The sequence below is a fragment of the Nocardia sp. CDC160 genome (assembly GCF_035818795.1).
Lineage (GTDB): Bacteria > Actinomycetota > Actinomycetes > Mycobacteriales > Mycobacteriaceae > Nocardia.
In genome coordinates, this window is record NZ_JAYKYT010000002.1 from 95,347 (window position 1) to 121,556 (window position 26,210).

27 protein-coding genes are annotated in these 26,210 nt (G+C 68.6%); 13 read left to right on the forward strand and 14 right to left on the reverse strand.

Features of this window, described 5'->3' with window-relative positions; genetic code table 11:
* Positions 1-2: 2 nt before the first annotated feature.
* The 4 genes from VMT40_RS07835 to VMT40_RS07850 all read right to left on the reverse strand — a co-directional run bounded on the left by VMT40_RS07835 (position 3) and on the right by VMT40_RS07850 (position 3,853).
* The gene (locus VMT40_RS07835) at positions 3-599 is read right to left on the reverse strand and encodes a YdcF family protein (RefSeq protein WP_326358526.1); all 597 of its coding nucleotides are present in this window, start codon (positions 597-599) and stop codon (positions 3-5) included.
* A 106-nt stretch (positions 600-705) separates the two neighbouring features.
* On the reverse strand, positions 706-1,140 hold the full coding sequence (locus VMT40_RS07840; RefSeq protein WP_326357318.1) for a subtilase-type protease inhibitor: 435 nt from the start codon (positions 1,138-1,140) through the stop codon (positions 706-708).
* A 132-nt stretch (positions 1,141-1,272) separates the two neighbouring features.
* The gene (locus tag VMT40_RS07845) at positions 1,273-2,256 is read right to left on the reverse strand and encodes an ethanolamine ammonia-lyase subunit EutC (RefSeq protein WP_326357319.1); all 984 of its coding nucleotides are present in this window, start codon (positions 2,254-2,256) and stop codon (positions 1,273-1,275) included.
* 124 nt (positions 2,257-2,380) lie between these two features.
* The gene (locus VMT40_RS07850; protein WP_442789934.1) at positions 2,381-3,853 is read right to left on the reverse strand and encodes an ethanolamine ammonia-lyase subunit EutB; all 1,473 of its coding nucleotides are present in this window, start codon (positions 3,851-3,853) and stop codon (positions 2,381-2,383) included.
* 81 nt (positions 3,854-3,934) lie between these two features.
* Here VMT40_RS07850 and VMT40_RS07855 point away from each other — a divergent pair, with 81 nt between their 5' ends.
* Positions 3,935-4,774, forward strand: coding sequence for a rhomboid-like protein (locus tag VMT40_RS07855; RefSeq protein ID WP_326357321.1), 840 nt, complete (start codon positions 3,935-3,937; stop codon positions 4,772-4,774).
* On the opposite strand, the gene VMT40_RS07860 is transcribed toward VMT40_RS07855, so the two are convergent.
* From VMT40_RS07860 to VMT40_RS07870, 3 genes are read right to left on the reverse strand one after another with little or no spacing between them, the layout of a single operon-like run.
* Positions 4,673-5,860 carry a cation:proton antiporter gene (locus tag VMT40_RS07860; RefSeq protein WP_326357322.1) on the reverse strand — a complete coding sequence of 396 codons (1,188 nt, stop codon included), beginning with the start codon at positions 5,858-5,860 and terminating at the stop codon, positions 4,673-4,675. The two genes, VMT40_RS07855 and VMT40_RS07860, sit on opposite strands and share 102 nt — an antisense overlap.
* A 4-nt stretch (positions 5,861-5,864) precedes the next feature.
* A complete protein-coding gene (locus tag VMT40_RS07865) occupies positions 5,865-6,347 on the reverse strand; it encodes a cation:proton antiporter regulatory subunit (protein ID WP_326357323.1) in 483 nt (160 codons plus the stop codon).
* A gap of 56 nt (positions 6,348-6,403) precedes the next feature.
* Entirely contained in the window at positions 6,404-6,778 is a 375-nt protein-coding gene (locus tag VMT40_RS07870; protein WP_326357324.1) for a DUF952 domain-containing protein, read from the reverse strand.
* A gap of 129 nt (positions 6,779-6,907) precedes the next feature.
* Here VMT40_RS07870 and VMT40_RS07875 point away from each other — a divergent pair, with 129 nt between their 5' ends.
* Positions 6,908-7,318, forward strand: a complete 411-nt coding sequence (locus tag VMT40_RS07875) for an Ig-like domain-containing protein (RefSeq protein WP_326357325.1) — start codon at positions 6,908-6,910, stop codon at positions 7,316-7,318.
* 77 nt (positions 7,319-7,395) lie between these two features.
* Here VMT40_RS07875 and VMT40_RS07880 read toward each other — a convergent pair whose 3' ends face one another.
* The gene (locus tag VMT40_RS07880) at positions 7,396-8,775 is read right to left on the reverse strand and encodes an aldehyde dehydrogenase family protein (RefSeq protein ID WP_326357326.1); all 1,380 of its coding nucleotides are present in this window, start codon (positions 8,773-8,775) and stop codon (positions 7,396-7,398) included.
* A gap of 136 nt (positions 8,776-8,911) precedes the next feature.
* Here VMT40_RS07880 and VMT40_RS07885 point away from each other — a divergent pair, with 136 nt between their 5' ends.
* From VMT40_RS07885 to VMT40_RS07910, 6 genes are all read left to right on the forward strand, one after another.
* A complete protein-coding gene (locus VMT40_RS07885; RefSeq protein WP_326357327.1) occupies positions 8,912-9,949 on the forward strand; it encodes an AraC family transcriptional regulator in 1,038 nt (345 codons plus the stop codon).
* 93 nt (positions 9,950-10,042) lie between these two features.
* Entirely contained in the window at positions 10,043-11,866 is a 1,824-nt protein-coding gene (locus tag VMT40_RS07890; protein ID WP_326357328.1) for an acyl-CoA dehydrogenase, read from the forward strand.
* A 476-nt stretch (positions 11,867-12,342) separates the two neighbouring features.
* Positions 12,343-12,537 (forward strand): DUF7455 domain-containing protein, encoded by a 195-nt coding sequence (locus VMT40_RS07895; protein ID WP_033087939.1) that lies wholly within the window; start codon positions 12,343-12,345, stop codon positions 12,535-12,537.
* Positions 12,538-12,844: 307 nt separating this feature from the next.
* Positions 12,845-14,578 carry a DEAD/DEAH box helicase gene (locus VMT40_RS07900; RefSeq protein ID WP_326358527.1) on the forward strand — a complete coding sequence of 578 codons (1,734 nt, stop codon included), beginning with the start codon at positions 12,845-12,847 and terminating at the stop codon, positions 14,576-14,578.
* Position 14,579: 1 nt separating this feature from the next.
* Complete coding sequence (locus tag VMT40_RS07905) at positions 14,580-15,128, forward strand: hypothetical protein (protein WP_326357329.1); 549 nt, start codon at positions 14,580-14,582, stop codon at positions 15,126-15,128.
* A gap of 37 nt (positions 15,129-15,165) precedes the next feature.
* Positions 15,166-15,462, forward strand: a complete 297-nt coding sequence (locus VMT40_RS07910; protein WP_326357330.1) for a DUF1905 domain-containing protein — start codon at positions 15,166-15,168, stop codon at positions 15,460-15,462.
* A 13-nt stretch (positions 15,463-15,475) separates the two neighbouring features.
* On the opposite strand, the gene VMT40_RS07915 is transcribed toward VMT40_RS07910, so the two are convergent.
* Entirely contained in the window at positions 15,476-17,209 is a 1,734-nt protein-coding gene (locus tag VMT40_RS07915; protein WP_326357331.1) for a DEAD/DEAH box helicase, read from the reverse strand.
* A gap of 98 nt (positions 17,210-17,307) precedes the next feature.
* On the opposite strand from VMT40_RS07915, the gene VMT40_RS07920 reads away from it, so the two are divergent.
* The gene (locus VMT40_RS07920; RefSeq protein ID WP_326357332.1) at positions 17,308-18,369 is read left to right on the forward strand and encodes a YihY/virulence factor BrkB family protein; all 1,062 of its coding nucleotides are present in this window, start codon (positions 17,308-17,310) and stop codon (positions 18,367-18,369) included.
* Positions 18,370-18,376: 7 nt separating this feature from the next.
* Here VMT40_RS07920 and VMT40_RS07925 read toward each other — a convergent pair whose 3' ends face one another.
* Positions 18,377-19,747, reverse strand: coding sequence for an FAD-dependent oxidoreductase (locus VMT40_RS07925; protein ID WP_326357333.1), 1,371 nt, complete (start codon positions 19,745-19,747; stop codon positions 18,377-18,379).
* Positions 19,748-19,937: 190 nt separating this feature from the next.
* Between VMT40_RS07925 and VMT40_RS07930 the strand changes: the two genes are divergently transcribed.
* Entirely contained in the window at positions 19,938-20,588 is a 651-nt protein-coding gene (locus tag VMT40_RS07930) for a hypothetical protein (RefSeq protein ID WP_326357334.1), read from the forward strand.
* A gap of 46 nt (positions 20,589-20,634) precedes the next feature.
* Here the strand turns inward: VMT40_RS07930 and VMT40_RS07935 are convergent, their stop codons facing one another.
* Together VMT40_RS07935 and VMT40_RS07940 are read right to left on the reverse strand one after the other, a co-directional pair.
* Positions 20,635-21,468 (reverse strand): SAM-dependent methyltransferase, encoded by an 834-nt coding sequence (locus tag VMT40_RS07935; RefSeq protein WP_326357335.1) that lies wholly within the window; start codon positions 21,466-21,468, stop codon positions 20,635-20,637.
* A gap of 105 nt (positions 21,469-21,573) precedes the next feature.
* On the reverse strand, positions 21,574-22,350 hold the full coding sequence (locus tag VMT40_RS07940) for an SDR family oxidoreductase (protein ID WP_326357336.1): 777 nt from the start codon (positions 22,348-22,350) through the stop codon (positions 21,574-21,576).
* A gap of 237 nt (positions 22,351-22,587) precedes the next feature.
* Between VMT40_RS07940 and VMT40_RS07945 the strand changes: the two genes are divergently transcribed.
* Both VMT40_RS07945 and VMT40_RS07950 read left to right on the forward strand, forming a co-directional pair.
* Positions 22,588-22,941, forward strand: a complete 354-nt coding sequence (locus VMT40_RS07945) for a hypothetical protein (RefSeq protein WP_326357337.1) — start codon at positions 22,588-22,590, stop codon at positions 22,939-22,941.
* Positions 22,938-23,567 (forward strand): TetR/AcrR family transcriptional regulator, encoded by a 630-nt coding sequence (locus tag VMT40_RS07950; protein ID WP_326357338.1) that lies wholly within the window; start codon positions 22,938-22,940, stop codon positions 23,565-23,567. The genes VMT40_RS07945 and VMT40_RS07950 overlap by 4 nt, the downstream gene beginning before the upstream one ends.
* A 6-nt stretch (positions 23,568-23,573) precedes the next feature.
* On the opposite strand, the gene mug is transcribed toward VMT40_RS07950, so the two are convergent.
* Positions 23,574-24,143 carry a G/U mismatch-specific DNA glycosylase gene (mug, locus tag VMT40_RS07955; RefSeq protein WP_326357339.1) on the reverse strand — a complete coding sequence of 190 codons (570 nt, stop codon included), beginning with the start codon at positions 24,141-24,143 and terminating at the stop codon, positions 23,574-23,576.
* Between the two features lie 135 nt (positions 24,144-24,278).
* Here mug and VMT40_RS07960 point away from each other — a divergent pair, with 135 nt between their 5' ends.
* Positions 24,279-24,776 carry a hypothetical protein gene (locus VMT40_RS07960; protein ID WP_326357340.1) on the forward strand — a complete coding sequence of 166 codons (498 nt, stop codon included), beginning with the start codon at positions 24,279-24,281 and terminating at the stop codon, positions 24,774-24,776.
* Between the two features lie 185 nt (positions 24,777-24,961).
* On the opposite strand, the gene VMT40_RS07965 is transcribed toward VMT40_RS07960, so the two are convergent.
* Positions 24,962-26,206 (reverse strand): FAD-dependent oxidoreductase, encoded by a 1,245-nt coding sequence (locus VMT40_RS07965; protein WP_326357341.1) that lies wholly within the window; start codon positions 26,204-26,206, stop codon positions 24,962-24,964.
* Positions 26,207-26,210 lie beyond the last annotated feature (4 nt).

Sequence of the window (26,210 nt, forward strand, 5' to 3'; positions counted from 1 at the left end):
AGCTAGGCGATGATCCGGTGGCGCATCACCAGGACGGCGGCGAACTCCCGAAAGAACGACTTGCGCGACCACAGCCGCGCCGTGCGCGCACCGGTGACCTGCGCCCGCAAGCCCAGCCCATGCGCGAGCGATTTCGTCCGAAGTACGTGAAAGTCACTGGTCACCACCGTGATTCGCGCCTTCTCGGGGTCGATCCCCCGCCGCCGCAACTCCCGCGCGGTGAACCGCAGATTCTCCTCGGTGTTCCGAGACCGGTCCTCCCGCACAATGGTGTCGCCCGAAACACCGTGCGCCACCAGATAATCCGCCATCGCCTCCGCCTCGGCCACGCTCTCGCGCCCCGCCTGCCCGCCGGACACCACCACCAGCGGCGCACCCCCGCGCCCCTGCTCCCCCCGCACCACCTCGACCGCCCGATCCAACCGCCGAGCCAACATCGGAGCCACCCGATTCCCCCGCAACCGACACCCCAACACCACCACCACATCCGCCCCCACCCGAGGCGCACTCCGCCCCCGCCGCACGGTATATCCGGCAAACCCCACCAACGGCACCATCAGACCCACCCCGGCCACCACCCCCACACCCCACGGCCGCATCCGCACGCACCTCCTCGCCCTCGCCGCACGGCGTCGACCGACGCCCCTACACCGCATCGACGGTAGCGGCTCGCGCGAGAAGCCCTGGTCGCGACAGGCCGTGGGCTCAGAAGGCGAAGACGTAGGTGCTGCGGTTCTCGGCCTGGCACTTGTTGGGATAGGTGTGCCGGTAGCTGACCGGGCTGCCATGCCAGACGCCGTCGGCGGCCACCGTCACCGGGTCGTAGATCATGGTGCAGAAGCGCATCGGGTGGCCCGACAGCTTCTCGAAATCGCCTCCGGCGGCGCTCAATTCGTCACAGGCCGCCTGCGTCGACGGATGGGTGCCCAGCACGCTCGGCGAGCAGATCAGCAAGACGGTCCGCTGGCTCGACGAGGTCTCGAGCGAATCACCCTGCGCGAAGGTCAGCGTCAGCACCGACGGCGACAGGTCATCTGTGTGGTGCGCGGCGGTGGACTGCGCCTGCGCCGCGGGCACCGCGACCAGCGCCGCCAGCACACCCGCGCTCGCGCCGAGCGCTCGAAGCCGGGGGGACGTCATCGGCTACCTCCTCGATTGCCGTTTCTGCCCGATCGATCGTCCCGACCGCACCGAATGTTTCATTCCGATGCCTCGACCCGCCCGCCGCGGCACGACCGAGGCGTCATCCGAACCCGTTCCGCGGCAACCGGATCAGGCTCGGTCGCTGACGTCGAGCGTCAGCGGTGGGCAAGCGGTGCGCGCATCGACCGGGCCGGTCCGCGTGTCGAGAAGCAGTGGCTCGACGTGTGCGATGGTGAGCGCCGGGTCGGCGGAGGTGTCCTTGAGGTCGACGCCCGAGCGGCCGAGGCGGCGGGCACCGTCGACCAGGGTGGTGGCGATGCGGGCGGCGCGGGTGTAGGTGAGGCCTTCGGGCGGGTGGATGTTGGAGATGCAGTTGCGTTCGGAGTCCGCGCGGCCCGGGCGAGGGTGATGGGTGAGGTAGATGCCGAGGCTGTCGGCCACCGAGAGGCCGGGGCGTTCGCCGATGAGGACCAGCACGGTGGTGACGCCCAGGGCCGCGCCGATGTGGTCGCCCAGCGCCACTCGCGCCTGGGTGGCGATCACCGGTGGCGCGAGGGTGTAGCGCTCGCCGAGCGCCTCGATCAGGGCCGCCAGCATGGGTACGCCGTGGTCGGCCAGCGCTCGGGGTGAAAGCCCGTCGGCCAGAACGAAACCCACCTCCGCGCCGACATTCGGTACCCCGGCCAGGACGTCCTCGCCATCGCGAGGATCGCCCGTGGCGGACGTCTCACCCGACCAGATCATCCTTCCCGCAATCGAATTCGCCGCGTCGAGACGTACGGGTCCGGCCGCTTCGACGCTGCCCGGTAGGCGGCCGAGGTCGGGGCGGCGCAGGTACTCCGAGCGGTCTGCGGCCAGGCTGCGGACGTGGACCGGCTCGCCCAGGCCGAGCGCGGAGACGGCGGTCGCGAGGGCCGCGACGTCGAGAGGGTTATGGACGGCGTCGCGGGCGGCAGCGTGGGCGGCGCGGAATTCGAGGACTTCGGTGGTGGGTAGGGCGTCTCCGGCGCGGCCGAGGCCGATACGGGCCTGGGTGGTGCGGCGCAAGCTATCCCAGAAGGACTGTGCGGCAGCGTCTTCGGGGCGACGCAGGGGGCGCGGGGTCGCGGTCATGCGTGGTCCTCCCGGTTCGGCTCGGGGTCTGGGCGGCAGCTGCCGTCGCGGCGGTGCACCTCGCACCAGCTGCGGGGTCGAGTCGCCGGTGTTCGGAATGCGCGCGGATTGGGGCGGCAGGTGGTCACGCGGCCCCCTTCGCGGCCAGGGCGCGCAGCGGGGACGACAGCGGTTCGACCGGGAGGACGCGGCCGTGGGAGTCGAGCATGCCGAGGGTGTCGAGCCAGGCGGCGAATTCGGGGGCCGGGCGAAGGTTCAGGACTTTTCGGGCGTAGAGGGCGTCGTGGTAGGCGAGGGACTGGTAGCCGAGCATGACGTCGTCGGCACCCGGCACGGCGATGACGAACGGGCAGCCCGCGGTGGCCAGGAGCGTCAGCAGCGTGTCCATATCGTCCTGGTCGGCCTCGGCGTGGTTGGTGTAGCAGACGTCCACGCCCATGGGGAGCCCGAGCAGTTTGCCGCAGAAATGATCTTCGAGGCCCGCGCGAATGATCTGCTTACCGTCGTAGAGGTATTCGGGGCCGATGAAACCCACCACCGTATTGATGAGCAGCGGGTCCAGGTCGCGGGCGATGGCGTAGGCGCGGGTCTCGAGCGTCTGCTGATCGACGGGTTTGCCGCCGGTCCCCAGGTGCGCGCCCGCGGAAAGCGCTGAGCCCTGGCCGGTTTCGAGGTACATGACATTGTCGCCGACCGTCCCGCGCCGCAGGGACCGCCCCGCCGCATTGGCCTCGCGCAGCAGTGAGATGTTCACCCCGAACCCGGAATTCGCGCCCTCGGTCCCGGCAATGGACTGAAACACCAGATCCACCGGCGCCCCGGCCTCGATGAGCCCGAGAGTGGTGGTGACATGCGAGAGCACACACGACTGCGTCGGAATCTCGAAGCGCTGCCGCACCTCGTCGAGCAGATGCAGCAGATCCGCCGTGGCCTGGGGCGAGTCGGTGGCCGGATTGATGCCGATCACGGCATCCCCGCAACCCAACAGCAGCCCATCCAACACGGCCGCCGCAATGCCGCGCGGGTCGTCGGTGGGGTGATTGGGCTGCAGCCGCGTGGCCAGCGTCCCCGGCAACCCGATGCTGGTGCGGAACCCGGAGCGCACCCGCACCGCGTGCGCCACCGCGATCAGATCCTGACTCCGCATGAGTTTGCTGACGGCCGCGACCATTTCGGGGGTGAGCCCGGGCGCGACCGCGGCCAGGGTGGCGGCGGCCTCCGGGGTGGCCGCCACGGCCAGCAGCCAGTCCCGCAGTCCACCCACGGTCAAGTGCGAAATCGCCTGGAACGCAGTGCGATCGTGGCTGTCCATGATCAACCGAGTGACCTCGTCGGTCTCGTACGGCACCACCGCGTCGTTCAGAAACGTGGTCAGCGGCACCTCGGCCAGCGCCCATTGCGCCGCCGCCCGCTCGGCGTCGGAATGCGCGGCACACCCGGCGAGTTCGTCGCCGCTGCGGCGCGGTGTGGCCTTGGCCAACAGCTCGACCAGACCGTCGAAGGTGTAGGTGGTGCCGCCCAGGCGTTGGTGGTAGATCACCTCTCCGATGGTCCGGGCCCATGTTGCTGCGACGTAACCACCGTTTTCCCTGGGCATTAAAGCGCGTTACGCGTGCCGAACCGCCCGGCCGGGTGCGCTTCCCCAAAACGGCCGGTGAGCCCGGGCTACGATGGCGAAATGGCCTTCGCCACCTACGAGCCGCCCTGGCTGCGCACCGTCGATCTCGACGACGAGGTCCGCGCCCTGCGTGTCTGGTGGCGGCAGCCGCAGCGCGTGCGGCGGGCCATCCAGGCGTACCGCGATCTGCTGGCGGGCACCCCGGCGTGCATCGCCTACGCCTTCACCCTGTTCATCACCTGGTGGACCCTGCGCGGGGCCAGCGATATCGTCGGGCGGCGGTTGATCTTCTCGGCGTCGACGAATCTCCGCAATATGCAGAAGGATCCGATCCAGGTGCTGGTCGCCTCGGCCTTCTGGACCGACGGCGGCTTCCCGTGGGGCGACATCCTCATTCTGATCACGCTCATGGCCCTGGCCGAGCGCTGGCTGGGTTCGCTGCGCTGGATTCTGGTGGTGGCGACCGGCCACGTCGGGGCCACCCTGATCACGGTGCTGGGCATCGCGCACAAGATCGACCGGCATCTCATTCCCACCCGGGTGGCCTTCGCCTCCGACGTCGGCCCCAGCTACGGGATCTCGGCCATGCTGGCCGCGCTCACCTTCCGGCTGCGCGGTCCGGCGCGCTGGCTGTGGGCGCTGTGCGTGCTGGTCTGGTACGCCTACGGCGTCTGGCACGGGCGCACGTTCACCGATTACGGCCACTTCTTCGCGCTGCTCATCGGATTCACGGTCGGCGCGATCGCGGTGGCGCTGTCGCACCGCCTGGTCGCGGTGCGAGACCGCAAGGCCCGCAAATCAACCGGGCACCGGGTCGGTCCGCCCCCGGTCGCGCTGCACGAGCCGGACGGCGGGCTCGACGACGCGCGCCGCGATCGGGCCGAGCACGGCCATCATTAGCACGTAGGCCGAGGCCAGCGCGGCCAGTCGCCCGTCCACGCCGCCCAGCGAAACCGCCAGCCCGGCAATGACGATGGAGAATTCGCCGCGCGCCACCAGCGCCGCCCCCGCACGCGCCCGACCCATCCGGCGCACACCCTGCCGGGAGGCCGCCCACCAGCCGGTGGCGATCTTGGTCAGCGCGGTCACGATCGCGAGCAGCACCGCCCAGCCCAGGACCGGCGGTATCGCCTTCGGGTCGGTATTGAGTCCGAAGGCCACGAAGAAGATGGCCGCGAACAGATCTCGCAGGGGTTCGAGCAGTTTCGCGGCCTCGTGCGCGGTCGATCCGGAGATGGCGATGCCCAGCAGGAACGCGCCCACGGCCGCCGAGACGTTGAGCGCCGAAGCCGCGCCAGCCACCAGCAGCGCCGCACCGAGCAGCTTGAGCAGGAACACTTCCCGGTCGTCGCTGTCCACGACGGCCGACACGTAGCGGCCGTAGCGCAGGGCGACGACGAACACGATGGTGATGGCCGCCAGCGCGATGGCCTCGGACCGCAGCCCGCTCAGGAAGCTCAGCCCGGCCAGCATCATGGTGAGGATCGGCAGGTACACCGCCATGGCCAGATCCTCGAACACCAGGATCGACAGAATGACCGGCGTCTCGCGGTTGCCTAGTCGCCCGAGGTCGTTGAGCACCTTGGCGACAATGCCCGAGGAGGAGATGTAGGTGACGCCGCCCATGGTCACCGCGCCGACCGGACCCCAGCCCAGGGCCAGCGCCACGATCACGCCGGGGGTGGCGTTGAGGACGATGTCGAGCACACCCGCCAGCCAGTCCCGGCGCAGCCCGGTCACCAATTCGGCGGCGGTGTACTCCAATCCGAGCAGCAGGAGCAGCAGCACCACACCGATCTCACCGGCGAGGTGACCGAATTCGGTGGCCGCCTGCATCCGCACGATGCCGCCGTCACCGAAGGCCAGGCCACCTAGTAGATAGAGGGGAATCGGCGACATGCCGAAGCGGGCGGCCAGACGCCCCAGCATGCCGAGCGCGAACAAGATCGCGCCGAGTTCGAACAGGGCTAGGCCGGTCGAATCCACGCGCTCAGCCGTCGGCGAGGATGCGAGCGGCCGCGTCCAGCCCGTGCGGTGTGCCGACCACGACGAGGACATCGCCGGAGTCGAGCACCTGATCGGGTCCGGGTGAGGGTTGCACCTGCCCGGCCCGCATGATCGCGACAATGGACGCCTTGGTCCGGGTGCGCATGGCGGTCTCGCCGAGCATGCGGCCCCGATACGGCGAATTGCCGCTGACGGTGATCTGCCGGGTGGTGATCCCGGGTAGGTCCGAGTGCTCCTCCTTGAGCTGCTGCACCAGCTGCGGCGCGCCCAGCAGATTGGCCAGCACCGCGGCCTCGTCGGTGGTCAGCGGCACCTGGGCCAGGCAGGCGTCCGGGTCATCCCGTTGCGACACAATGAGATCGATCGCGCCGTCCCGATGCGCGACCACCCCGATCCGCCGCCCCGATCGGACCTCGAAATCCTTCCGCACACCGATACCGGGCAGCGCTGTCACATCGACGTTCACGACGTCCAGATTAGGACAACCCGCGCGAAACCCGGGGAGCTACGTCCCCGGCGTGATCAGTTCGCCGCGAGCGGGGCGAAGGTGCCATCCGGGCCGGGGCGAAAATCGGTCACCTCGATCACGGCGGCCAGCGGCAGCGGGCCGTACAGGTGCGGGAACCGCATCGACTCCGGATCGGTGGGCACGCCCGGCTCCCACTTCACCGGCGAGTCCAGCCGCTCCGGATCCAGGTGCAGCAGGACGAGATCGGTGCGGCCCGCGAAGAGCCGATTGGCGGGCAGGTGTGCCTGATACGGGGCGGACAGGTGGATGAAGCCGGTCTCGGGCAGGTCGGGGGTGCGGTATTCGCCTGCGGCGCGGGCGGATTCCCATTCCGCCCGGGAGCAAATGTGCAGCAGCGTCGACGGTGTCAGGTCCGATTCGTTTCCCACCGATCCAGACTAATTCCTCGCCGCCTGAGAGAAAGTCCGCGAATCTCTCACACACATTTAGTGAAGCGCCTATATTTCACTTCGCGTCGGGGCCTGAGCCGACGCGAGTCATTGCGAGAGGTATATCAAATGGGCAAGATCCAGCGGGTCGGATTCGGCGCCAGCACGATTGGCGCGATGGCGGCGGCCGCGGTGCTCGCCGCGCCGTCTGCCAGCGCATTCGTCATCAACGTCCAGCTAGCGTCGAACAGCCCGGTCGTCGGCTGCAGCGATGTCATCACGGCCAACGTGGACATCACCGGCGACCTCGTGCCGGTGAACTTCACCGACAACGGCACCTCCATCGGCTCGGCCAGCCCGGCCGTCGGCGTCAACCAGGCGACCATCAAATGGACGCCGACCACCGCGGGCAAGCACACCATCACCGCGAGCCAGCCGCTGAGCAGCAAGTCCATCGACGTCACCGTCTCCGCGGCCAACCCGTTCTCCTCCGGTTCGGGCGGCGTCGGCTGCGCAGCCACCGGCGGCTCGTTCGGCTAGATCGGCCCACAGACGAATACCCCCGGTCTGCACCGGGGGTATTCGTCTGCGCGCCAACCGTTCCGACGGACCCGGGATCAGAACGGCTGCGGGCGGGCCACGTGCACCGAGATGTCGTTGACGCCCACCGGGACCGGGGCGAAGCGGCCGACCGCGCGGGCCGCGGCGACGGTGTCGGTGGTCCAGACGCTCACGCACGGCCCGGCCGGGGACCGGCGCGCCAAGTCGAACGCCTCCCCCGCGTCGGCCACCCGGACCACGGGCAGCACCGGGCCGAGGGTCTGCTGGGTGAGCACCGCCATGCTCGGATCGACATCGGCGAGCACGGTCGGCTCGAAGGCGTGGTCCGCGCCGGTGCCGCCGCAGCGCAGGGTCGCGCCCTTGAGCAGCGCGTCGCGCACCTGGTCGCGCACCAACTCGACCTGGGCGGCCGAGGTCATCACCCCGGTGCCGATCTCGTCCCCGTGGATCGGCCCGAAGGCGGCGGCCTCGGCCACCAGCTTGTCGAGGAAGGCGTCGTAGGCCGCGGTCTCGACGTAGATGCGTTCGATGCAGTTGCAGCTTTGCCCGTTGTTCGCCAGCCCGCCGAGAGCAATGCTGGCGGCCGCCCGGTCCAGATCGGCATCGGACAAAACGACCGCCGCGGACTTGCCGCCCAGGTCCAGACAACACGGGATGAGACGGGAGGCAGCGCGCAATGCCACCACCTTCCCGGTCTCCACGCTCCCGGTGAACCGGACATAATCCACGCAATCGAGGACAGCCGGTCCGGCATCGCGGCCGCTCACCGACTCGAAAACCGCTGGGGCCCCGATACTCCCCCAGCCCTCGGCAATGGCGCGCAGGGTGAGCGGGGTCTCCGAGGACGGCTTCACCACCACCGCGGCACCCGCCACCAGCGCGGGCACGGCGTCGAAGACGGCCAGCGCCAGCGGGTAGGTCCACGGCCCGATCACCCCGACCACCGCGCCCGCCGGATGCGCGACGGCCAGCTGCATGGCCGCCCCCGGGCGCAGGGCGACCTGCGGGTGTCGTCCGCCCAGGAATTCCGCGCCGTGCGCGCGATAGTGGTCGAGGGCGTCGAGGGCCAGGCCGAACTCGGCATCGGCCTCCGACTCGGGCTTACCGGTTTCCGCGCCCAAGAGCGCCACCAAGCCATCCCGATTGTCCAGCAACCAGTTTCGGAACAAGGTCAGCCAATGGATCCGACCGACCACCCCGAGCGAGTGCCAGAGCGTGGCATTCTCGCGCAGCCGGGCGACGGTGGCGCGCACCTGCTCGGGTGATTCGGTGACGATGGTGTCGACCACCCGGCCGTCGGCGGGTGCGATCACGGTGAGCATGGGCGGGCGGACCTTTCCGGCATCCGGCACCTGTGGCTGCGATTCGGGCGCGGTCGGTGAATCGGACGCGGTCGGTGAATCGTGCGCGGTCTGTGACTGTTGCGCGGTGCGCATGAATCTCACCGTATGGGTGAGGGTTTCGGCCGACCAGCTTCCTATGGGCCAGGAACCGGCGAATATGGGCCGTACCCAGGCAACTTACCGGCCGGTAACGGCCATGCGGAAGCCCAAAGTTTGCGAGACTTCCTGGGTGAGCGAAGAAGTGGTGCCCCTGCGGTCCATCTTCAGCACGGCGCTGGTGGCCGATTTCGCCTTGGGCCGCGGCATTCCGCTGGACGTGGTACTGCGTGACACGGGCATCCGCGAGGCCAATCTGCGCGACCCGTCGGCCGAAATCACCATGGCCCAAGAGTTCTGCGTGCTGCGCAATGTCGTCGAGGCCACCGACGACGAGCCCGGCATGGGTTTGCTGGCGGGTTTGCTGTGTCATCCGCCGTCCATGGGTGTGCTCGGCTTCGCGCTCATGAGCAGCTCGAATCTGCGGCACGCCATGGACATTGCCCTGCGCTACGCCGACCTGTCGTTCAGCGCGGCCCGGCACTACAGCGAGAACCACGGCAACGAGGTATGGGTATTGCGCGACGACAGCGCGCTGCCCGAGGAGATCCGGCGCTTCACCCTGGAGCGCGACCTGGCCGCCATCGCCACCATCCAGCAGGACCTCATCCCGACGCGCATTCCGGCGGTGCGGGTCGAGCTCTATGTCGAGGCGCACCCGATCTACGAGATGTTCGGCGCGGTCTTCGGCGTCGAGGAGGTGACCTTCTCGGCCCCGCAGTCCCGCATGGCATTTCAGACCAGCACCCTGGAAACCCCGCTACCCCAGGCGAATTTGTCGACCGCCCGGTTCTATGAGCAGCAGTGCGCCGACCTGATGGAATCCCGCCGCAGCCGCTCGGGCCTGTCCGGTCGCGTGCGCCAACTCCTGATTCGCCACGGCGGCTCCGCCGACCAGACCCGCATCGCCGCCGACCTGGACGTCAGCGTCCGCACCCTGCGCCGCCGCCTGGCCGAGGAGGGCACCACCTTCCGCGAGCTCAGCCTGGAGACCATCGGCATGCTCGCCGAGGAACTCCTCATCGCGGGCCTCACCGTCGAACAGGCCGCCGACCGCCTCGGCTATTCCAGCGTCTCCGCGTTCGCCTCGGCCTTCCGCACCTGGAAGGGGCAGTCGCCCGGCCACTTCGGCCGCTCCCACCGCGGCCGCGCCCCCGTCCGCACTCGCTGACCTCCCGCCGAGTGGCACACCGGGGCGGTGAAATCAGACAAATCCCCGCCACCGTGTGCCACTCGACGAAGGGGGTCTGGTAGGACGGCAGGTATGAACTCCTCCGTCATCATGTCCGCTCGGGATCTCGAGTTTTTGCTGTACGACTGGCTGGACGTGGAGGGGTTGACGGGGCGGGAGCGGTTCTCCGACCACTCGAGGGAGACCTTCGATCAGGTGTTGCGGCTGTGCCAGGATCTGGCCACGACCTACTTCGCGCCGCACAATCGCGAGAACGATCTGCACGAGCCCACCTTCGACGGTGAGCGGGTGAGCATCATCCCGGCCGTCGGGAAGGCGTTGAAGGCGTTCGCCGATGCCGGGATGATCGGCGCGGCAATGGATTACGAGATCGGCGGCATGCAGCTGCCGCACTCGGTCTACACCGCGTGCATGTCCTGGTTCCACGCCGCGAACGTCGGCACCGCGTCCTACGTGCTGCTCACCACCGGCAATGCGAATCTGCTTGCGGCGCACGGCAGTCCGGAGCAGATCGACACCTATGTGCGGCCGATGCTGGAGGGGCGCAACTTCGGCACCATGGCGCTGTCGGAGCCGCAGGCGGGGTCCAGCCTCGCCGATATCACCACGCGCGCGGTGCCCGCCGCGGACGGCTCCTATCGCCTGTTCGGGCACAAGATGTGGATCTCCGGCGGGGATCACGAGCTGTCGGAGAACATCATCCACCTGGTGCTGGCCCGCATTCCCGGCGCGCCCGAGGGGACCCGCGGCATCTCGCTGTTCGTCGTGCCCAAGTTCCTCCCCGACGCGGACGGCAATCCCACCGTGCACAACGATGTCGCGCTCTCGGGCATCAATCACAAGATGGGTTGGCGTGGCACGGTGAACACCGCGCCGGTGTTCGGCGACGGCAATTTCACCCCCGGCGGGGAGCCCGGCGCCATCGGGTATCTCGTCGGCGAGCCCAATCACGGTCTGGCGCAGATGTTCACCATGATGAACGAGGCCCGCATCGGCGTCGGATTGGCCTCGACGGCGTTGGGGTACACCGGATATCTGAAGTCCCTCGAATACGCCCGCACCCGCCCGCAGGGCCGCCCGGTGACCGCGCGCGGCGGCGCGCAGGTCCCGCTCATCCAGCACCCCGACGTGCGGCGCATGCTGCTGGCCCAAAAGGCCTATGCCGAAGGCGCTTTGGCGCTGCAGCTGTACTGCGGCAAGCTGGTCGACGAACAGCGCACCGCGGCAAACGATTCCGAGCGGGCGCGCGCCGCCACCCTGCTGCGCATCCTCACCCCGATCGCCAAGTCGTGGCCGAGCCAGTGGTGCCTGGCCGCCAACGACCTCGCCATCCAGATCCACGGCGGGGCGGGCTACACCCGCGACTACGACGTCGAACAGCATTACCGCGACAATCGCCTCAACCCGATTCACGAAGGCACCCACGGCATTCAGAGCCTGGACCTGCTGGGCCGCCAGGTCACCCTCGACAATGGCGCGGCCCTGGTCGCCCTGCTCGAGACCATGGCCGCGAGCATCGCCCGGGCTCGTAGCGCCGGGGATGCCGAGCTCGCCGACTTCGCCGCGGCCCTGGAGGCGGCCACCGCGCGCCTGACCGCCACCACGGCGGGCCTGTGGCGGGACGGCAATCCCGAGGCAGCCCTGGCCAATTCGGCGGTCTACCTCGAGGCGTTCGGCCACGTGGTGCTGGCCTGGATCTGGCTCGAGCAGGCAACCACCGCGCATGCCGCGCCCGCACAGGACGGGCAACACCGCGACCGCGCGGCCTTCCTGCGGGGCAAGCGGCTGGCCGCCCGGTACTTCTTCCGCTGGGAACTCCCCCGCACCACACCGCAATTCGACCTGCTCGACTCCGGCGACCGCACCACGCTCGAGCTCGACGAGTCCTGGTTCTGAGGCGGCGCGGGCGGGTCCGCTGTTCGCGCTCCGCGAACAACCCGACTCGCCGGTACCCCGTACCCGTATCGATACGGGCACGTGTCGCGAGGTCACGACGGTCGCGGGGCGGTCTCCGATCAACCCGCCTGGATTACGGTTTGCTGGCGTCCCAGCCACGAAGCGCAATCGGAGTGTGAGTGTCACAGGCCGGGGGTAGTCTCCCGATAGACAACTCGATCAGCGTGTTCGAACGGGAGGTGAAGAGTCCCTCGCGACCGATTCCCAAGACCTGTTCGCTTTCAGCGAAATCCCAGGTCGTGTTACAGAAAACACACGGGAAACTCAACGGGAACAAAGCCCTCTCGCCGAACGTCTGACAGAGTAGTCATCAGCCACTGCTGGGAAGTAGCGGTAGCGAGGTTCGCGGAATGGTCCGCGGACCCCCACACCAGGCGAATGGTGTGATGAGCACCAGGAGCCAGGACGGAGGAGTCATGCCAGGAACCCTGACAAGCACCCCACTGACCGCGGTCGACCGTTGCGACCGCTGCGGTGCAGCTGCGCGCGTGCGCGCAACGCTTCCCGCAGGTGGAGAGTTGCTCTTCTGCCAGCATCACGCCAATGAGCACATGGACCGTCTTCGTGAGCTCGAGGCCGTGATCGACACGGAGTCGGCACCGGCGCTTTAACAGCTCCTCCAACCCGGAGGGACTCGATCGGGAGTCGCAAGCCTTCGGGGAGCCCGCTCGACAATTGAATCTTCCCAACAGAAAACCCGGCAGCGGGCGACCAGCAGGTCGCCCGCTGCTGCTGTGTAGCGAGGACATTGCCCATACTTCTCGGCTATCAAATGTGGTCTGCGCCACTCTATGACCGAAGACACGTCGGTCCCGCCGGGCGCAACGCGAGAAACGTCATGTGTGCGACGCATGATCGCCCCGGTACAACGGATGGGTGCCGCTGACCTCGCAAGCCACCTATCTGCAGGATCGACATATGGTCGCGCTCTGGACGTGGGACGGCCACGCTCCCCGACGCGCACCGAAGAATCTGGGCGAGGTGGAGACCCTCGCCCTCGCCGTCCCGAATCGGGACGGAATCGGCGTCACGGACGTGGAATGCGCTCTCGTGGAACCGGAACGGTTATGCACCCTTGCTATCGAAAATCCGGGCGAATCGATACACCTCTTACGCCAGGCGCTCGAGACCGATGTCGAGGCGCGGCGGCTGCCCACGGCCGCGCACGCCGTCCCGAACGCCACCGGGACCGCCATCGTGTCGGCGGGACGCGCGCTGCGGGCGCTGCGGTCGACCGTCACGCTCGACGCCGAGCTGCGGTCCGGGCTCAAGGCCGAGCTGCGGCCGTATCAGGCGCGCGGCATCACCTGGCTGCGGGAGACCACCGCGGCGCACGGCGGCGCGGTGCTGGCCGACGAGATGGGCCTGGGCAAGACCGTGCAGGCCATCGGGTATCTGCTCGGGAAGTCCGGGGACGGACCGCAACTCGTGGTGTGCCCGACCTCCCTGGTGGGCAACTGGGCGCACGAGATCGAACGCTTCGCGCCCGGGCTGCGGGCGGTCGCCTGGCGGGGCGGGGACGCTCCGGCGGCCGACGCCGGGACCATTGTGGTGACCGGGTATCCGACCCTGCGCGGGCACGGCGCGGTGCTGGCCGGGCAGCACTGGGCCAGTGTGGTTTTCGACGAGGCGCAGATGTTGAAGAATCCGCGCACCCAGGTGGCCAGGGCGGCGCGGACGCTCTCGGCCGACGCGCGGGTGGCGCTCACCGGGACGCCGGTGGAGAACCATCTCGATGAGCTGTGGGCGCTACTGAATCTGGTGGTGCCGCAGGAGTTCACGCACAAGGCGCAGTTCCGGCGGCGGTTCGCCCGGCCGATCGGTGAGGGGTCGGCGCACGCGGTACTGCGGCTGCGCGACGCGCTCGAACCGATTGTGCTGGGCCGCCGCAAATCCCAGGTGGCCGCGTCGCTGCCGCCCAAGATCCACACCGACCTGGTGTGCGACCTCAGCGCCGAGCAGGAAGCGCTCTACGACCGACTGCTCGACGCGGCCGAGGCGGCGGGCTTCGGCACCGGCGCGCAGCGGCACACCCGCGTGCTGTCGGTGCTGACCGAGCTCAAGCAGGTGTGCAATCATCCCGGACTGATCACCGGTGAGTTGGACGAATTGCTCGGCCGCTCCGGCAAATTCGACGTCTGCTCCGACATCCTCGCCAACAATCTCGAGGTGAACGCGCCGACGCTGGTGTTCACCCAGTACCGCCGGACCGGCGAACTGCTGGTCCGCCACTGCGCCGAGGAATTCGGGGTGCGGGTGCCGTTCTTCCACGGCGGCCTCGACCACGAGGAGCGCGCGCGGATCGTCGCCGAGTTCCAATCACCCGACGGCCCACCGATATTGATCCTGAGCCTGCGGGCGGCGGGAACCGGTCTGACCCTCACCCGCGCGGCCGACGTCGTGCACTACGACCGCTGGTGGAATCCCGCCGTCGAGGCCCAGGCCTCCGACCGCGCCCACCGCATCGGCCAGACCCGCACGGTCACCGTCACCACCTTGACCTCGGGCACCACCATCGAGGAGCACATCGCGGGCATGCACGACCGCAAATCCGCCCTCACCGACCTCACCGACGCCGCCGGTGTCGCCGAACTGGCGCGCCTCGACGACGAACGACTCCTGGAACTGCTACGCCGAAAGCGGGGCAACTGACATGGCGGACAACGAATTCGGCTACACCGCGTGGGGAAAGGACTGGCTCCGCCTCGCCGAACCCCTCACCCTCACCAAACCCGAACCCCTCCTCCCCCGCGCCCGCAGCATCGCCCGCAACAACGGCGTCCGCGTCGAAATCGAAGGCACGGTGGTCCGTTCGCACATCCACCGCGGCTCGGAAGCCTCGGTCACCCACCTCGAACTCACCCCGTTCCCCCGCGCCACCATCGACGCCATCGCCGCGGTGATCCCCTCGGACACGTTGACGCTCAGCGACGACCAGCACGCGGCGGTCCTCGCCGCGGGCATCACGGTCACCCCGATCCTCGCCGCCACCGACTGCTCCTGCCGTGCCCGCAACGCCCGCTGCCTGCACATGCTCGCCACCTGCTACGCCGTCGTCCGCCTCATAGACGAAACCCCCTGGCTCGCCTTGGATCTCCAGGGTTACCGCCTCAACCCACCCGAATTGGACGAGGACGTCCCCACGTCGATCCCGCACTGGACACCCCTCGACGCCCTCGACCCCGCCGTCTATTTCGCCTGACCACGGAAGTGTCGGACCCGGCGGCTACCGTCGGGCCATGGTCGAGACATACTCCTTCACCGCTGAGCTCTGGGAATGGGAAGCTCAGGCGGCGTGGCATTTCGTGAGTTTGCCGGAGGGTGTGGCGGATGAGATCGAGGAGCGGTATGGCCACAGCGCGGCGGGATTCGGCTCGATCAAGGTGAAGGTCAGCGTCGGCACCAGCCACTGGTCGACCTCGATCTTCCCCGACGGCAAGCGGGGAACCTACGTGTTGCCGATGAAGAAGGCCGTTCGGGTCGCCGAGGGTCTGACCGTCGGCGACCCGGTCGAGATCGAGCTACGCGTGGTCTGAACCGTCCTCGCTGTCAGAGGCGGCGGAGGGCGGCTATGCGTTCGGTGAGTTGGTCGGCGGTGGCGAGAGCGGTTGGGGGGCCGCCGCATTCGCGGCGTAGGTCGCCGTGGATGACGCCGTGGGGTTTGCCGGTCCGGTGGTGGTGCATGGCCACCAGGGAGTTGAGTTCGCGGCGGAGTTCGGAGAGGCGGTCGGAGGTGGCGGCGCGTTCGGCGGCGGCCTCGACGGCGGGTCCGGCCGGGGCCGCCGCGGCGGCGCTGCGTTCCTTGAGCTGGCGGGACTGGCGTTCGCGCAGCAGGGCGCGCATCTGGTCGGCGTCGAGCAGGCCGGGAATGCCGAGGTAGTCGGCCTCCTCGTCGCTGCCGGAGAAGGTGGCGGTGCCGAAGGAGTCGCCGTCGTAGATGACCTGGTCGAGTTCGGCGTCGGCGGCGAGGGCGACGAACTTCTTCTCCTCCTCGCCGGGCTCGTCCTTCTGCCGGTTGGCGTCGATGAGCAGTTCGTCCTCGAGCGCGTTGGCCTCGCGGTGCGGTTTGCCGATGACGTGGTCGCGCTGCAACTCCAGCTGGGCGGCCAGGTCGAGCAGCACCGGCACCGAGGGCAGGAAGACGCTCGCGGTCTCACCGGGCTTGCGCGCACGCACGAATCGGCCGATGGCCTGGGCGAAGTACAGCGGCGTGGACGCGCTGGTGGCGTACACGCCGACGGCCAGGCGCGGCACATCGACGCCCTCGGACACCATGCGGACCGCGACCATCCACGGGTCGGTGTTCTCACTGAACTGGCCGATGCGGTCGGAGGAGTCCGGGTCGTCGGAGAGCACGATGGTCGGCTTGGTGCCCGAAATGTGTTCCAGCAGTTCGGCGTAGTCGCGCGCCTTGTCCTGGTCGGTGGCGATGACCAGCCCGCCCGCGTCGGGCATGCCGGTGGCGCGCAGCTGACGCAGGCGGGTGTCGGCCGCCTGCAGCACCTTCGACATCCAGTCACCGGCCGGATCGAGGGCCGTACGCCAGGCCCGGGCGGTCTGTTCCGCGTTGAGGGGTTCACCGAGGCGGGCCGAGTACTCCTCGCCCGCGCTGTCGCGCCAGTGCGCCTCGCCGGAGTAGGCGAGGAACACCACGGGTCTGACCACGCCGTCGGCGAGCGCCTCGGAGTAGCCGTAGGTGTGGTCGGCGCGCGACTTCTCGAAGCCGGACTCGTCGACCTCGTAGGTGATGAACGGGATCTTCGAATCGTCGCTGCGGAACGGGGTTCCGGTCAGATGCAGGCGGCGGGTGGCGTCGCTGAACGCCTCCTCGACGGCCTCGCCCCAGCTCTTGGCGTCACCGGCGTGATGGATCTCGTCCATGATCACCAGCGTCTTGCGGTTCTCGGTGCGCACCCGGTGCTTGAACGGGTGCGAGGCGATCTGCGCGTAGGTCACCACCACGCCGTGGTAGTCCGAGGAGGTGGAGCCGGTCGAGTTGGAGAAGTTCGAATCCAGCTGAATCCCATTGCGCGCGGCCGAGGCCGCCCACTGGTGCTTGAGGTGCTCGGTGGGCGCGACGACCGTCACCTGATCGACGGTGCGGTCGTTGAGCAGTTCGGCGGCGACCCGCAGCGCGAAGGTGGTCTTACCCGCGCCGGGGGTGGCCACGGCCAGGAAGTCGCGTGGCTTGGTCGTCAAATACTTCGTCAGAGCCCTGCGCTGCCATGCACGTAACGAACCGCCACCACCCGAAGTCACTCGGAAGAGATTAGCTTTCGCCACCGACTGCTTTCCAATCCGACACAGCACCTTCGAGTGCCGCACGACACATTGCGGGTCCGCTCCCATTCGAACCGCTGGTAGGCGATGCTTAGGCCACGATGAACGCGCACGACGATTCTCCGCAACACGCCGACGCGCCCGCCCCGGGATCGTCCGTCGTGCTCGCCGCCACCCGCTGGGGCCGCATCCGCCAGCTCGTCGTGCACGTCGCGGTGAAGGCCTGGGACGATTCGATCTTCAACAAGTCGGCCTCGGCCGCGTTCTGGCAGACCTTGTCGCTGGCCCCGCTGCTGCTGGGGCTGCTGGGCAGCCTCGGGTACGTGGGCCACTGGTTCGGGCCCAATACGGTGAGCGTCGTGCAGGCGAAGATTCTGAGCTTCGCCCGGAAGGCGTTCAGCCCCAACGTGGTCGATACGCTGGTCCAGCCGACCGTCAACGACGTCCTGCAACGCGGGCACGGCGGGGTGGTGTCGGTCGGTTTCGTGCTGTCGCTGTGGGCCGGTTCGTCGGCCATGGCGACCTTCGTGGACGCCATCACCGCCGCCCACGGCCAGGCCACCGCCCGCCACCCGGTCTGGCAGCGTATCTTCGCGCTGCTGCTGTATGTGGCGTTCCTGATCATCGCCGTCCTGGTGCTGCCGCTGATCGCCCTGGGCCCCACCCTCATCGGCCGCGTCCTGCCCCACGCCTGGCGCGAACCCGGCCTGCGCCTGATCGACGCCTTCTACTATCCGGGCACGGGTCTGCTGCTGATCGTCGGCCTGACCTTCCTCTACAAGACGGCCCTGCACCGCACCCTCCCGTGGCATCGACTCTTCGGCGGCGCGCTCGTGGCGGGCGTCTTCTTCATGGCCGCCAGCGAAGGCCTGCGCCGCTACCTCGCCTGGGTCACCAAGACCGGCATCTCCTACGGCGCGCTGGCCACCCCCATCGCCTTCTTGCTCTTCACCTTCTTCCTCGGCTTCGCCATCATCCTCGGCGCGGAGTTCAATGCCAGCGTCCAAGAGTTCTGGCCCGCCCGAGCCACCCGACTCTCCCAGCTGCGCCACTGGTGGCGTGCTCGCAGACTCCGCCGGGTGGCCGCGCCCGCCCCGGATCCGGCGGAGCCGCCCGCGCCTCCCCCACCGACGACAATCACCACCCGTCCGCAGTCCACGTGACCGACGGTCAGGAGTTGCGGACCGCGGTGACCGCCTTGCGGGCGGCGACCTGGACCGGATCCCAGACCGGAGAGAAGGGCGGGGCGTAGCCGAGGTCGAGGCCGACGATCTGGTCGACGGTCAGGCGGGCGGTGAGGGCCACGGCGGCGATGTCGATGCGCTTGCCCGCACCCTCGCGGCCGACGATCTGGACGCCGAGCAGGCGGCCGGTGCGGCGTTCGGCGAGCATTTTCACCGTCATCGGCGCGGTGCCGGGGAAATAGCCGGAGCGGCTGGTGGATTCGATGGTGACGGTGACGAATTGCAGACCGGCCGCCCGCGCGTCGCGTTCCCGCAGGCCGGTGCGGGCGACCTCGAGATCGCAGACCTTGCTGACCGCGGTGCCCACCACGCCGGGGAAGGTGGCATAGTCGCCGCCGACGCCGGAACCGATGATCTGGCCGTGCTTGTTGGCGTGCGTGCCCAGCGGAATGTGACGCTCGGAGCCGGAGACGAGGTCGAGCACCTCCACGCAATCGCCTCCGGCCCAGATGTTCTCGTGCCCGCGCACCCGCATGGCCAGATCGGTGAGCAGGCCCCCGGACTCACCCAGTGGCAGTCCGGCCGCGCGGGCCAGGTCGGTGGCGGGGCGCACGCCGATGCCGAGAATCACTACGTCGGCGGGGTATTCGGCCTCGGCGGTGGTGACGGCGGTGACGCGCCCGCGTTCGTCGGTGCGCACGGCCGTCAGCTCGGCATTGCCGATGACCTGAATCCCCATGCCCTGCATGGCCTTGCGGACGAGCACACCCATGTCCGGGTCGAGGGTGGACATGGGCTCCGTCCCGCGGTTGATCATGGTGACCTGGAATCCGCGCTGGATCAACGCCTCCGCCATCTCCACGCCGATGTATCCCGCGCCGACGATCACCGCGCGCCGTCCCGGGCTCGCCTCGAGGGTGCCGATGAGGGCCTGGCCGTCGTCGAGGGTCTGCACCCCGTGCACGCCCGCCGCGTCGATGCCGGGCAGGGCGGGCCGAATGGGTGTCGCGCCGGTGGCGATCACGAGTTTGTCGTAGCCGGTCCAGGTTTCGCGACCGGTGTCGAGCTCGCGGGAGCGCACCCGCTGTCCGTCGAGGTCGATCTCCACGGCCTCGTTGCGCAGGCGCAGATCGATTTCCCGCGCGCGGTGTTCGGCCGGCGTGCGCGCGATGAGGGCATCGGGCCCGTCGACCGCGCCGCCCACCCAGTACGGAATGCCGCACGCCGAGTACGAGGTGAAGTGGCCCCGCTCGAACACCACGAGCTCGAGTTCCGCCGCGCTCTTCAACCTGCGTGCCTGCGAGGCCGCCGCCATTCCCGCCGCATCCCCGCCGATGATCACCGCGCGCTCACTCATGCCTCGACGGTAGTCGGTGACCCGGGCGTAACCCCTTCTGCCGCCTGACAATGTCTCGCGGCCACCTCCCCGCGCCGCCGGGAAACGCCGAGCCGACCTCGGGTCGCGAAGGGAACGACGGCATCGTCCGGTTACGAGGCTAGATTCGCCGTTGACCGGATTCTGTCCCTGCTGCCGGGAGGAGTGCCGCGTGGTTCCGCGTGTGCTTCGGTCGGGCGTGGCACTCGCCATGGTCGCCGGATGCGCCTCGTTGGCCGCGCCGAGCCCGCACGCGCAGGCGACGCCGTTCACCGAGGGCGGATTCTTCCTGGCCCGCGGTATCGAAAACGCCGGTGCCATCATCGCTTTGAGCGCCGGGCACTTCGTCGAGGACGAAACCTCGCACCTGATCGCGGTGGTGGACGCGACCGGCAGCGCGCTCGAGTGGCTGCCGGAGACCCTGCAAGTCGACGGCGCGATCCGACACCTCCGGTTCACCATCGAATCCGGTGGCCGCGGCCTGTCGGTCTGGGTCGAGGGCGGTCTGCGCGAGGGCGCGAAGGTGCTGGCGGACAACAGCCGACTGGGCGGCGTCCTGGCCGACGCGTGCGTGGCGAAGGGCCTGCCCGCGGCCGTCATGCCCGGCCTGGTCGGGGCCTTGACCGGTGCGCTCACCGGCGTCCTCGGCGGTCCGGTGGGAATCGTCACCGGAGCCGCGGCGGGCGGCCTGTCCGGTGCGTGGTCGGGATTCGTCAAGGGCTGCACCACGGGCGTCCAGGAGGTCCTCACCGCACCCACCCAAATCACCGCCGCCACCCCGGCCGAGACGAATCACCGTCTGCGCCAGGTGAACCCGACCTGATCCATCCGCTCGATCGGGCCGAGTACTGCCCGGGGAGGGGCCGATTTCAGCGTTTGAATCCGACGCCACCCAGGATGCAACGCCGCACGGCGCTCAAGGGCGCGAGGCGGGGGCCCTCGGGCCACCAGTCGTCGCACAGCACCAGGCCCGGTTCGATCATGTCCAAATCGCCGAAAAGGGCTTGGATCTGGGCGCGGGTGCGGAACCGTCCCGAACCCATGGGGCTGTGGACGAACTTCTCCTCCATCTTGCGGGCCAGCTCGCTGTACTCGGCGACCTCCGGATCGTAGAAGTGCGCGATGGCCACATAGGAACCCGAGGGCAGCGCGTCGATGTAGGTGGCCATGATGGCGGACACGTCATCGGGTGAGTAATGGTGCAGCGTCCCGATCTGGAACAGCGCCAGCGGCCGGGAGAAGTCGAGTTCCTCGCGAACCTCCGGGTTCTTCAACACCTCCAGAGGCCGGAAGATGTCGGCGGCCACGATGGTGGTGTGCGGACTGCCGACCAGCAGCGCCCGAGCATGCGCCAGCACCATGGGATCGTTGTCCACATAGACCACCGTCGAGTCCGGGTTGACGCGCTGCACCACCTGATGGGTGTTCTCGGCGGTCGGCAGACCCGATCCGAGATCCAGGAACTGGTCGATGCCCGCCTGCTTGACCAGGAACCGGCACACCCGGATCAGGAAATCGCGGTTGGCCCATGCCAATTCGGCGACGCCCGGGGCCACCGTCCGCACCTGGTCCAACACTCGACGATCGACCTCGAAGTTGTCCTTGCCGTTCAACGCCGCGTCGTAGACGCGAGCGATACTGGCGCGGGTGGTGTCGACCCCCACCGGTACCGCGCTCGGATAACCCTGGTCCGACTCCGACATCCCAACTCCCGTGACACGTCCGACACCGATCACAGCAAGTCTCGCGCATTCCAGGCGAATCCGGGCCGAATCGATTCGAGGCGCTGTCCGGTTGGCCGATCGCGGTCAGGCGGTGCGGGCCGGGTAGGTGGCGTCGATCCAGTCGGCGAAGGTCGGTCCGGCGAGGTGGGCGTGGGGGCTGGGCAGGAGGCCGCCGTTCTCGTTCAGAGGCGTGTCCGGATTGGCCGGGTCGCTGACCTCCTCGATGCGGACGTCGAGTCCGAGGCGGTCGGCAACCAGGGCGGCGGCATCGGCGAGGCGTTCCTCGCGCGGTCCAGCCACCTCCGGAAAGGGCAGGGCCGCAGTGGCATTCGGGTCGAAGGCCACGCGCACCAACTCCTCGGCGACGGTGCGCGCGGCGACCAGCTGGGTGCGCATGCGCGGCAGATAGGCGACCTCACCGCGAGTACCCCATCGCAACAACAGCTCGACGAACTCGTCGAACTGCGCGGCCCGCAGAATCGCCACGGGCACCGGACCCGCGAGCACCTCCTGCTCGTGAATCTGTTTCGCGCGGTTGTATCCGGCTGCGGCAGCCTGGATTCCAATGATCGACACCACCACCAGCCGTCGCACACCGGCCGCGTGCCCGGCGGCGTGCAGGTTGCGGGCCGAGGCGGTGAAGAACTCGATCGCCTCGGCCTCATCGGGCGAGGGCGTGCTGGCGGCGTCGATGACCATCTCGACACCGCGCAGGGCCTGCGCCAACCCTTCCCCGGTCACGATGTCCACGCCCTGAGCGCGGGAGATCTCCACGACCTCATGCCCTTGTTCCCGCAGGACCTCGACCACGTGGCTACCCAACCGCCCGGTGGCACCTGCGACGGCGACTCGTGTGCTCATTGCTGTTGTCTCTCTTCTCATTCGGCTTCATCGGGACGCTGTCCGTCCCGTCAGAAAGAGCCTGTCAGCCAGCGAACAGCCCCGGAAGTTCACGCAACACACATCGCGCACGCAGATGCCACGGCTTCGCATGTGCAGATTGCACATCCATCGGGAGGCGAGGACTCTTGACTTAATGACTGCACGGTCATTAGCGTGGATGGGGTGGTCGATGAGGCATTGAAATCGTCAATTCACTTGGGGCGCATCGGTATCCTGTTGCGGATCTACCTCGTTGTGGCTGTCGCGACGCTGGGCGTCCTCGCCGCACTGTCGGCGTTCGCGCCGCACCAGGCGCCGCGCGACGCGTGGGTGCACGCGGTGATCGTCGCCGCGTTCGCGATCGTGCTGCCCTTGCGTTTGCGTTCGGCTCGCCGAGGCAGCGTCCGCGGACTGCGCGCCGTCGGGCTGATCGCCGCGGTCCTGCTCATGGTCAATGTCGTCGAAGCCATGCTCCCGGATTTCGTGCCGGTGTGGATGCGGGTGGAGATGATCGGTATCGCGGTGCTGATGGCCTTGGTCATCGCGCTCGTGGTCCGGGAGCGCCTGTGAGCGGCGCACCGCGAATTCGCCAGCGGCTCAGCGCCGAGACTCGTCGCGAACAGTTGGAAGTCGCCACCATCGCGATCATCGGAGGTGACGGGCTCGCCGCGGCCACCGCCGAGGCCGTCGCCCGGGCCGCGGACGTCTCGAAAGGTCTGCTGTGGCGGTACTACACCGACCTCGACGACCTGATCCTGCACGCGGGGCGTCGAGCGTTGACCATCCTGGAGGCGGCCGTGGCATTCGATATCGATCTCGACGCACACGCCGCCGACCTGTTGCGGGCGGCCATCCGCCGAGCCGCGGTATTGCCGTCGACGCACGGCAATGAATTACGCGCCGCGCGTCAGATCGCACACCGGTTGCAGGCACCCGGATCCGAAATCGGCTCGGCCGCCCACGAATACAAGCATTTGTACACACGGCAGGCCGCGCTGATCCAGCACGGTCAACAGCACGGGCAGATCCGTGCCGACCTCGACCCCCACCTACTCGCGGTCACCTACCAGGGAATAGTCGACACCATGCTCGAGCACCTCGACGCCAACCCGGACATCGACCCGCTCGCCTACGCCGATCATGTCGCCGAGGTCCTCCTGGGCGGTATCGCCGCCGCACCCTCCTCGCCGAAATAGCACGGATTACACCGACGGTCGATCGAGCGCCTCGCGCAGCGCGCGGAATTCCGAGGCGAGAGAGTCGGGTGTGTAGTGGGCGTTGAGACCGCTCGGGTTGGGGAGGACCCAGACCTCGGTGTCGCCTATCGACTCGGACTGGGGGCCGATCGTGGTGCGCGGGCGACCGAAAGCCGTGCGGTAGGCACCGATTCCGAGCACCGCCAGAACTCGCGGCCGATATCGCTCGACCCGTTCGACCAGGGCGCGCCCACCGGCACGCAGTTCCTCGGCGGTCAGTTCGTCGGCCTTGGCGGTCGTGCGGGCGGCCACATTCGTAATCCCCAACCCCAGCCCCAGCAACTCCCGCTGTTCATCGGGCAGCAGTTGACGCGGCGTGAAGCCGGACCGATGCAGCGCGGGCCAGAACCGGTTCCCCGGACGAGCGAAGTGATACCCGGTAGCCCCCGACCACAGACCCGGATTGATCCCGCAGAACAGCACCCGCAACCCGGGCCCGATCAAATCGGGAATCGTCTTGTCCCGCGCCGCGGCCAAATCCGCGGCCGACGGCCGAGTCAACGAACCAGTACCCATCCCCACAGTCTGCCGGTTGCCGCCATCCCGCGCCCACGCCCCCACCGCGGCGCTGCACGATAGTTCGGCGTTGGAGTGGGCAGTCTATCGACGGAAGGCACGATGGCGGGCGGGTCTTCGAAAGGAGAAGACGCTATGAACCAACGGCTTTCGACGGTCGATGCCCAGTGGTCGGATTGGATGCGAGAGAAGGACAGCCTGTGGAAGTGCCCGACCGACCGGGTGCTCATAGGGCGCGAGCATCGAGGGGACGAGAACGGGAAGACTAGATATCGGTATGCCCGGCTGGTGCTGGGTGAGGGGAAGGACGCGGTCACCGCCACGGTGATCCCGGGCGAATGGAGCAGCCCGATCCGTGAGTCCGGCAGCAGATTCGTCGCCGAGGACGATCACGTGTTGATCGGACGCGAGCACCAGGGTGACGAATCCGGGGTGACCAGGTATCTCGTCGGCACCGTCGCCGTCAACGATCAGATGGTGTCGTTCACCGACACCGGCTGGTCGGAATCAATGTCCGAGTCGGAGAGCCAACTCGTCGCCCGAGACGGCGAGGTCATGATCGGCCGAGCCCACTCCGGCGACGAAAACGGTGCCACGCAGCACCAGAACGCGGCACCGCACCTCCCGGACTGACCCACCGGCCGACAGCAGAGGAACACTAGTCGCGGTGTGATCGGACCGGCCCGCTCCCAGCTAGTCCTACTTCATCATGTCCCGCTCGGTGCACCACGAAAAATAAAGGCGCAGATCATACGCGGAACAGGCAGCGCCTCTGCTCCTGCCGAAACGTCTTGCATTGCAGGAGTTTCGGAAGCCGTTCATTTCTCGACGGTGACTGGCTGGGGAGTGGTGTTGTCGGACCAGCTGATTCGGTGGTCGAACATCCAGTTCAGTGAGCCGATGCCCTGTTTGGCTGCGCGCTTGAGGAAGAACGGGGTCAGCAACCGGACGAGGACGCGAGCCAGGCCGTGCTGGGCCTTGTCGCCGCTGGTCTCCGCGCCGTGCGCGACCACACGCTCGACGCGATCGCGACGGCGGCGCTCGAATTCGGCCAGCGCCGAGGCAGTATCGGGCAGATCGCGCAGGCACAGGGCGAGGGTGACCGCGTCCTCGACCGCCATGGAGACGCCCTGACCCGAGGACGAGGCGACCGCGTGCGCGGCATCGCCCACGATCACCATGGTGTCGTTGTGCCAGGTGGAGACCGACGGCATGTCGTACTGGTTGAAGCCGGGCACGAAGGTGGCGTCGGGGGTAGCAGCCACGATGCGGGCCGCGGGGCCACGGTCGGCCTCCAAGAGCCTCACCAGTCGTTCGCGCCACTGCGCGGGTGTGGTCTCGGCGAGGGTCTGCTTCGAAAGTTCCTGCGCGCCGGGCATGTTGGCGAACCACCAGATCTCGCCGTCCGGGGCGACCAGGTAGCCGAAGAACGCCTTCTTGCCGAAGATCATGCCGTAGGCGCCGGGACGGACTCCGAGCTCTGCCCGCAGACCCGGATCGGTGACGAAGCCACCCAGCCCGTAGATGCCCAGGTAGTGCGCCTTCGGCGCGTTCGGGTCGAGGATTTCGCGAGTGCGGGAATGGATTCCGTCCGCGCCGACGAGCAGGTCCGCTTCGGCTCGGGTGCCGTCGGCGAACATCGCGACCACGCCGCCATCCGCCGTCTCCTGCGCATCGACCAGACGCTTGCCGAATTCGTAGCGGATCCCGCGGCGCACCGCTTCGGCATTGAGCGCCCGGTACAGATCGCGCCGCTTGACGCTGTGGGTCACGGTGCCGTCGGGCAGCGTGCCGCCGATCGGCAGATCGGTGATGAGCTTGTCGCCGCTGGTGTAGAACGACAGCGTGTCGGTGGCGTGGCCGGTGTTCATGACGACGTGGTGGGCATCGATCTCGGCCAGCGCCGCGAGCCCGTTGACCGCGACCGTGAGGTAGGCGCCGATCTGCTCGGCGGCCGCGTCCCGGTATGCCTCGTAGACGACCGGCTCCCAACCCGCCTTCTGCAATGCCATGGCGGTGACGGGACCGGCGATGCCGCCGCCGATGACCAGTGCCTTCTTCATCGCT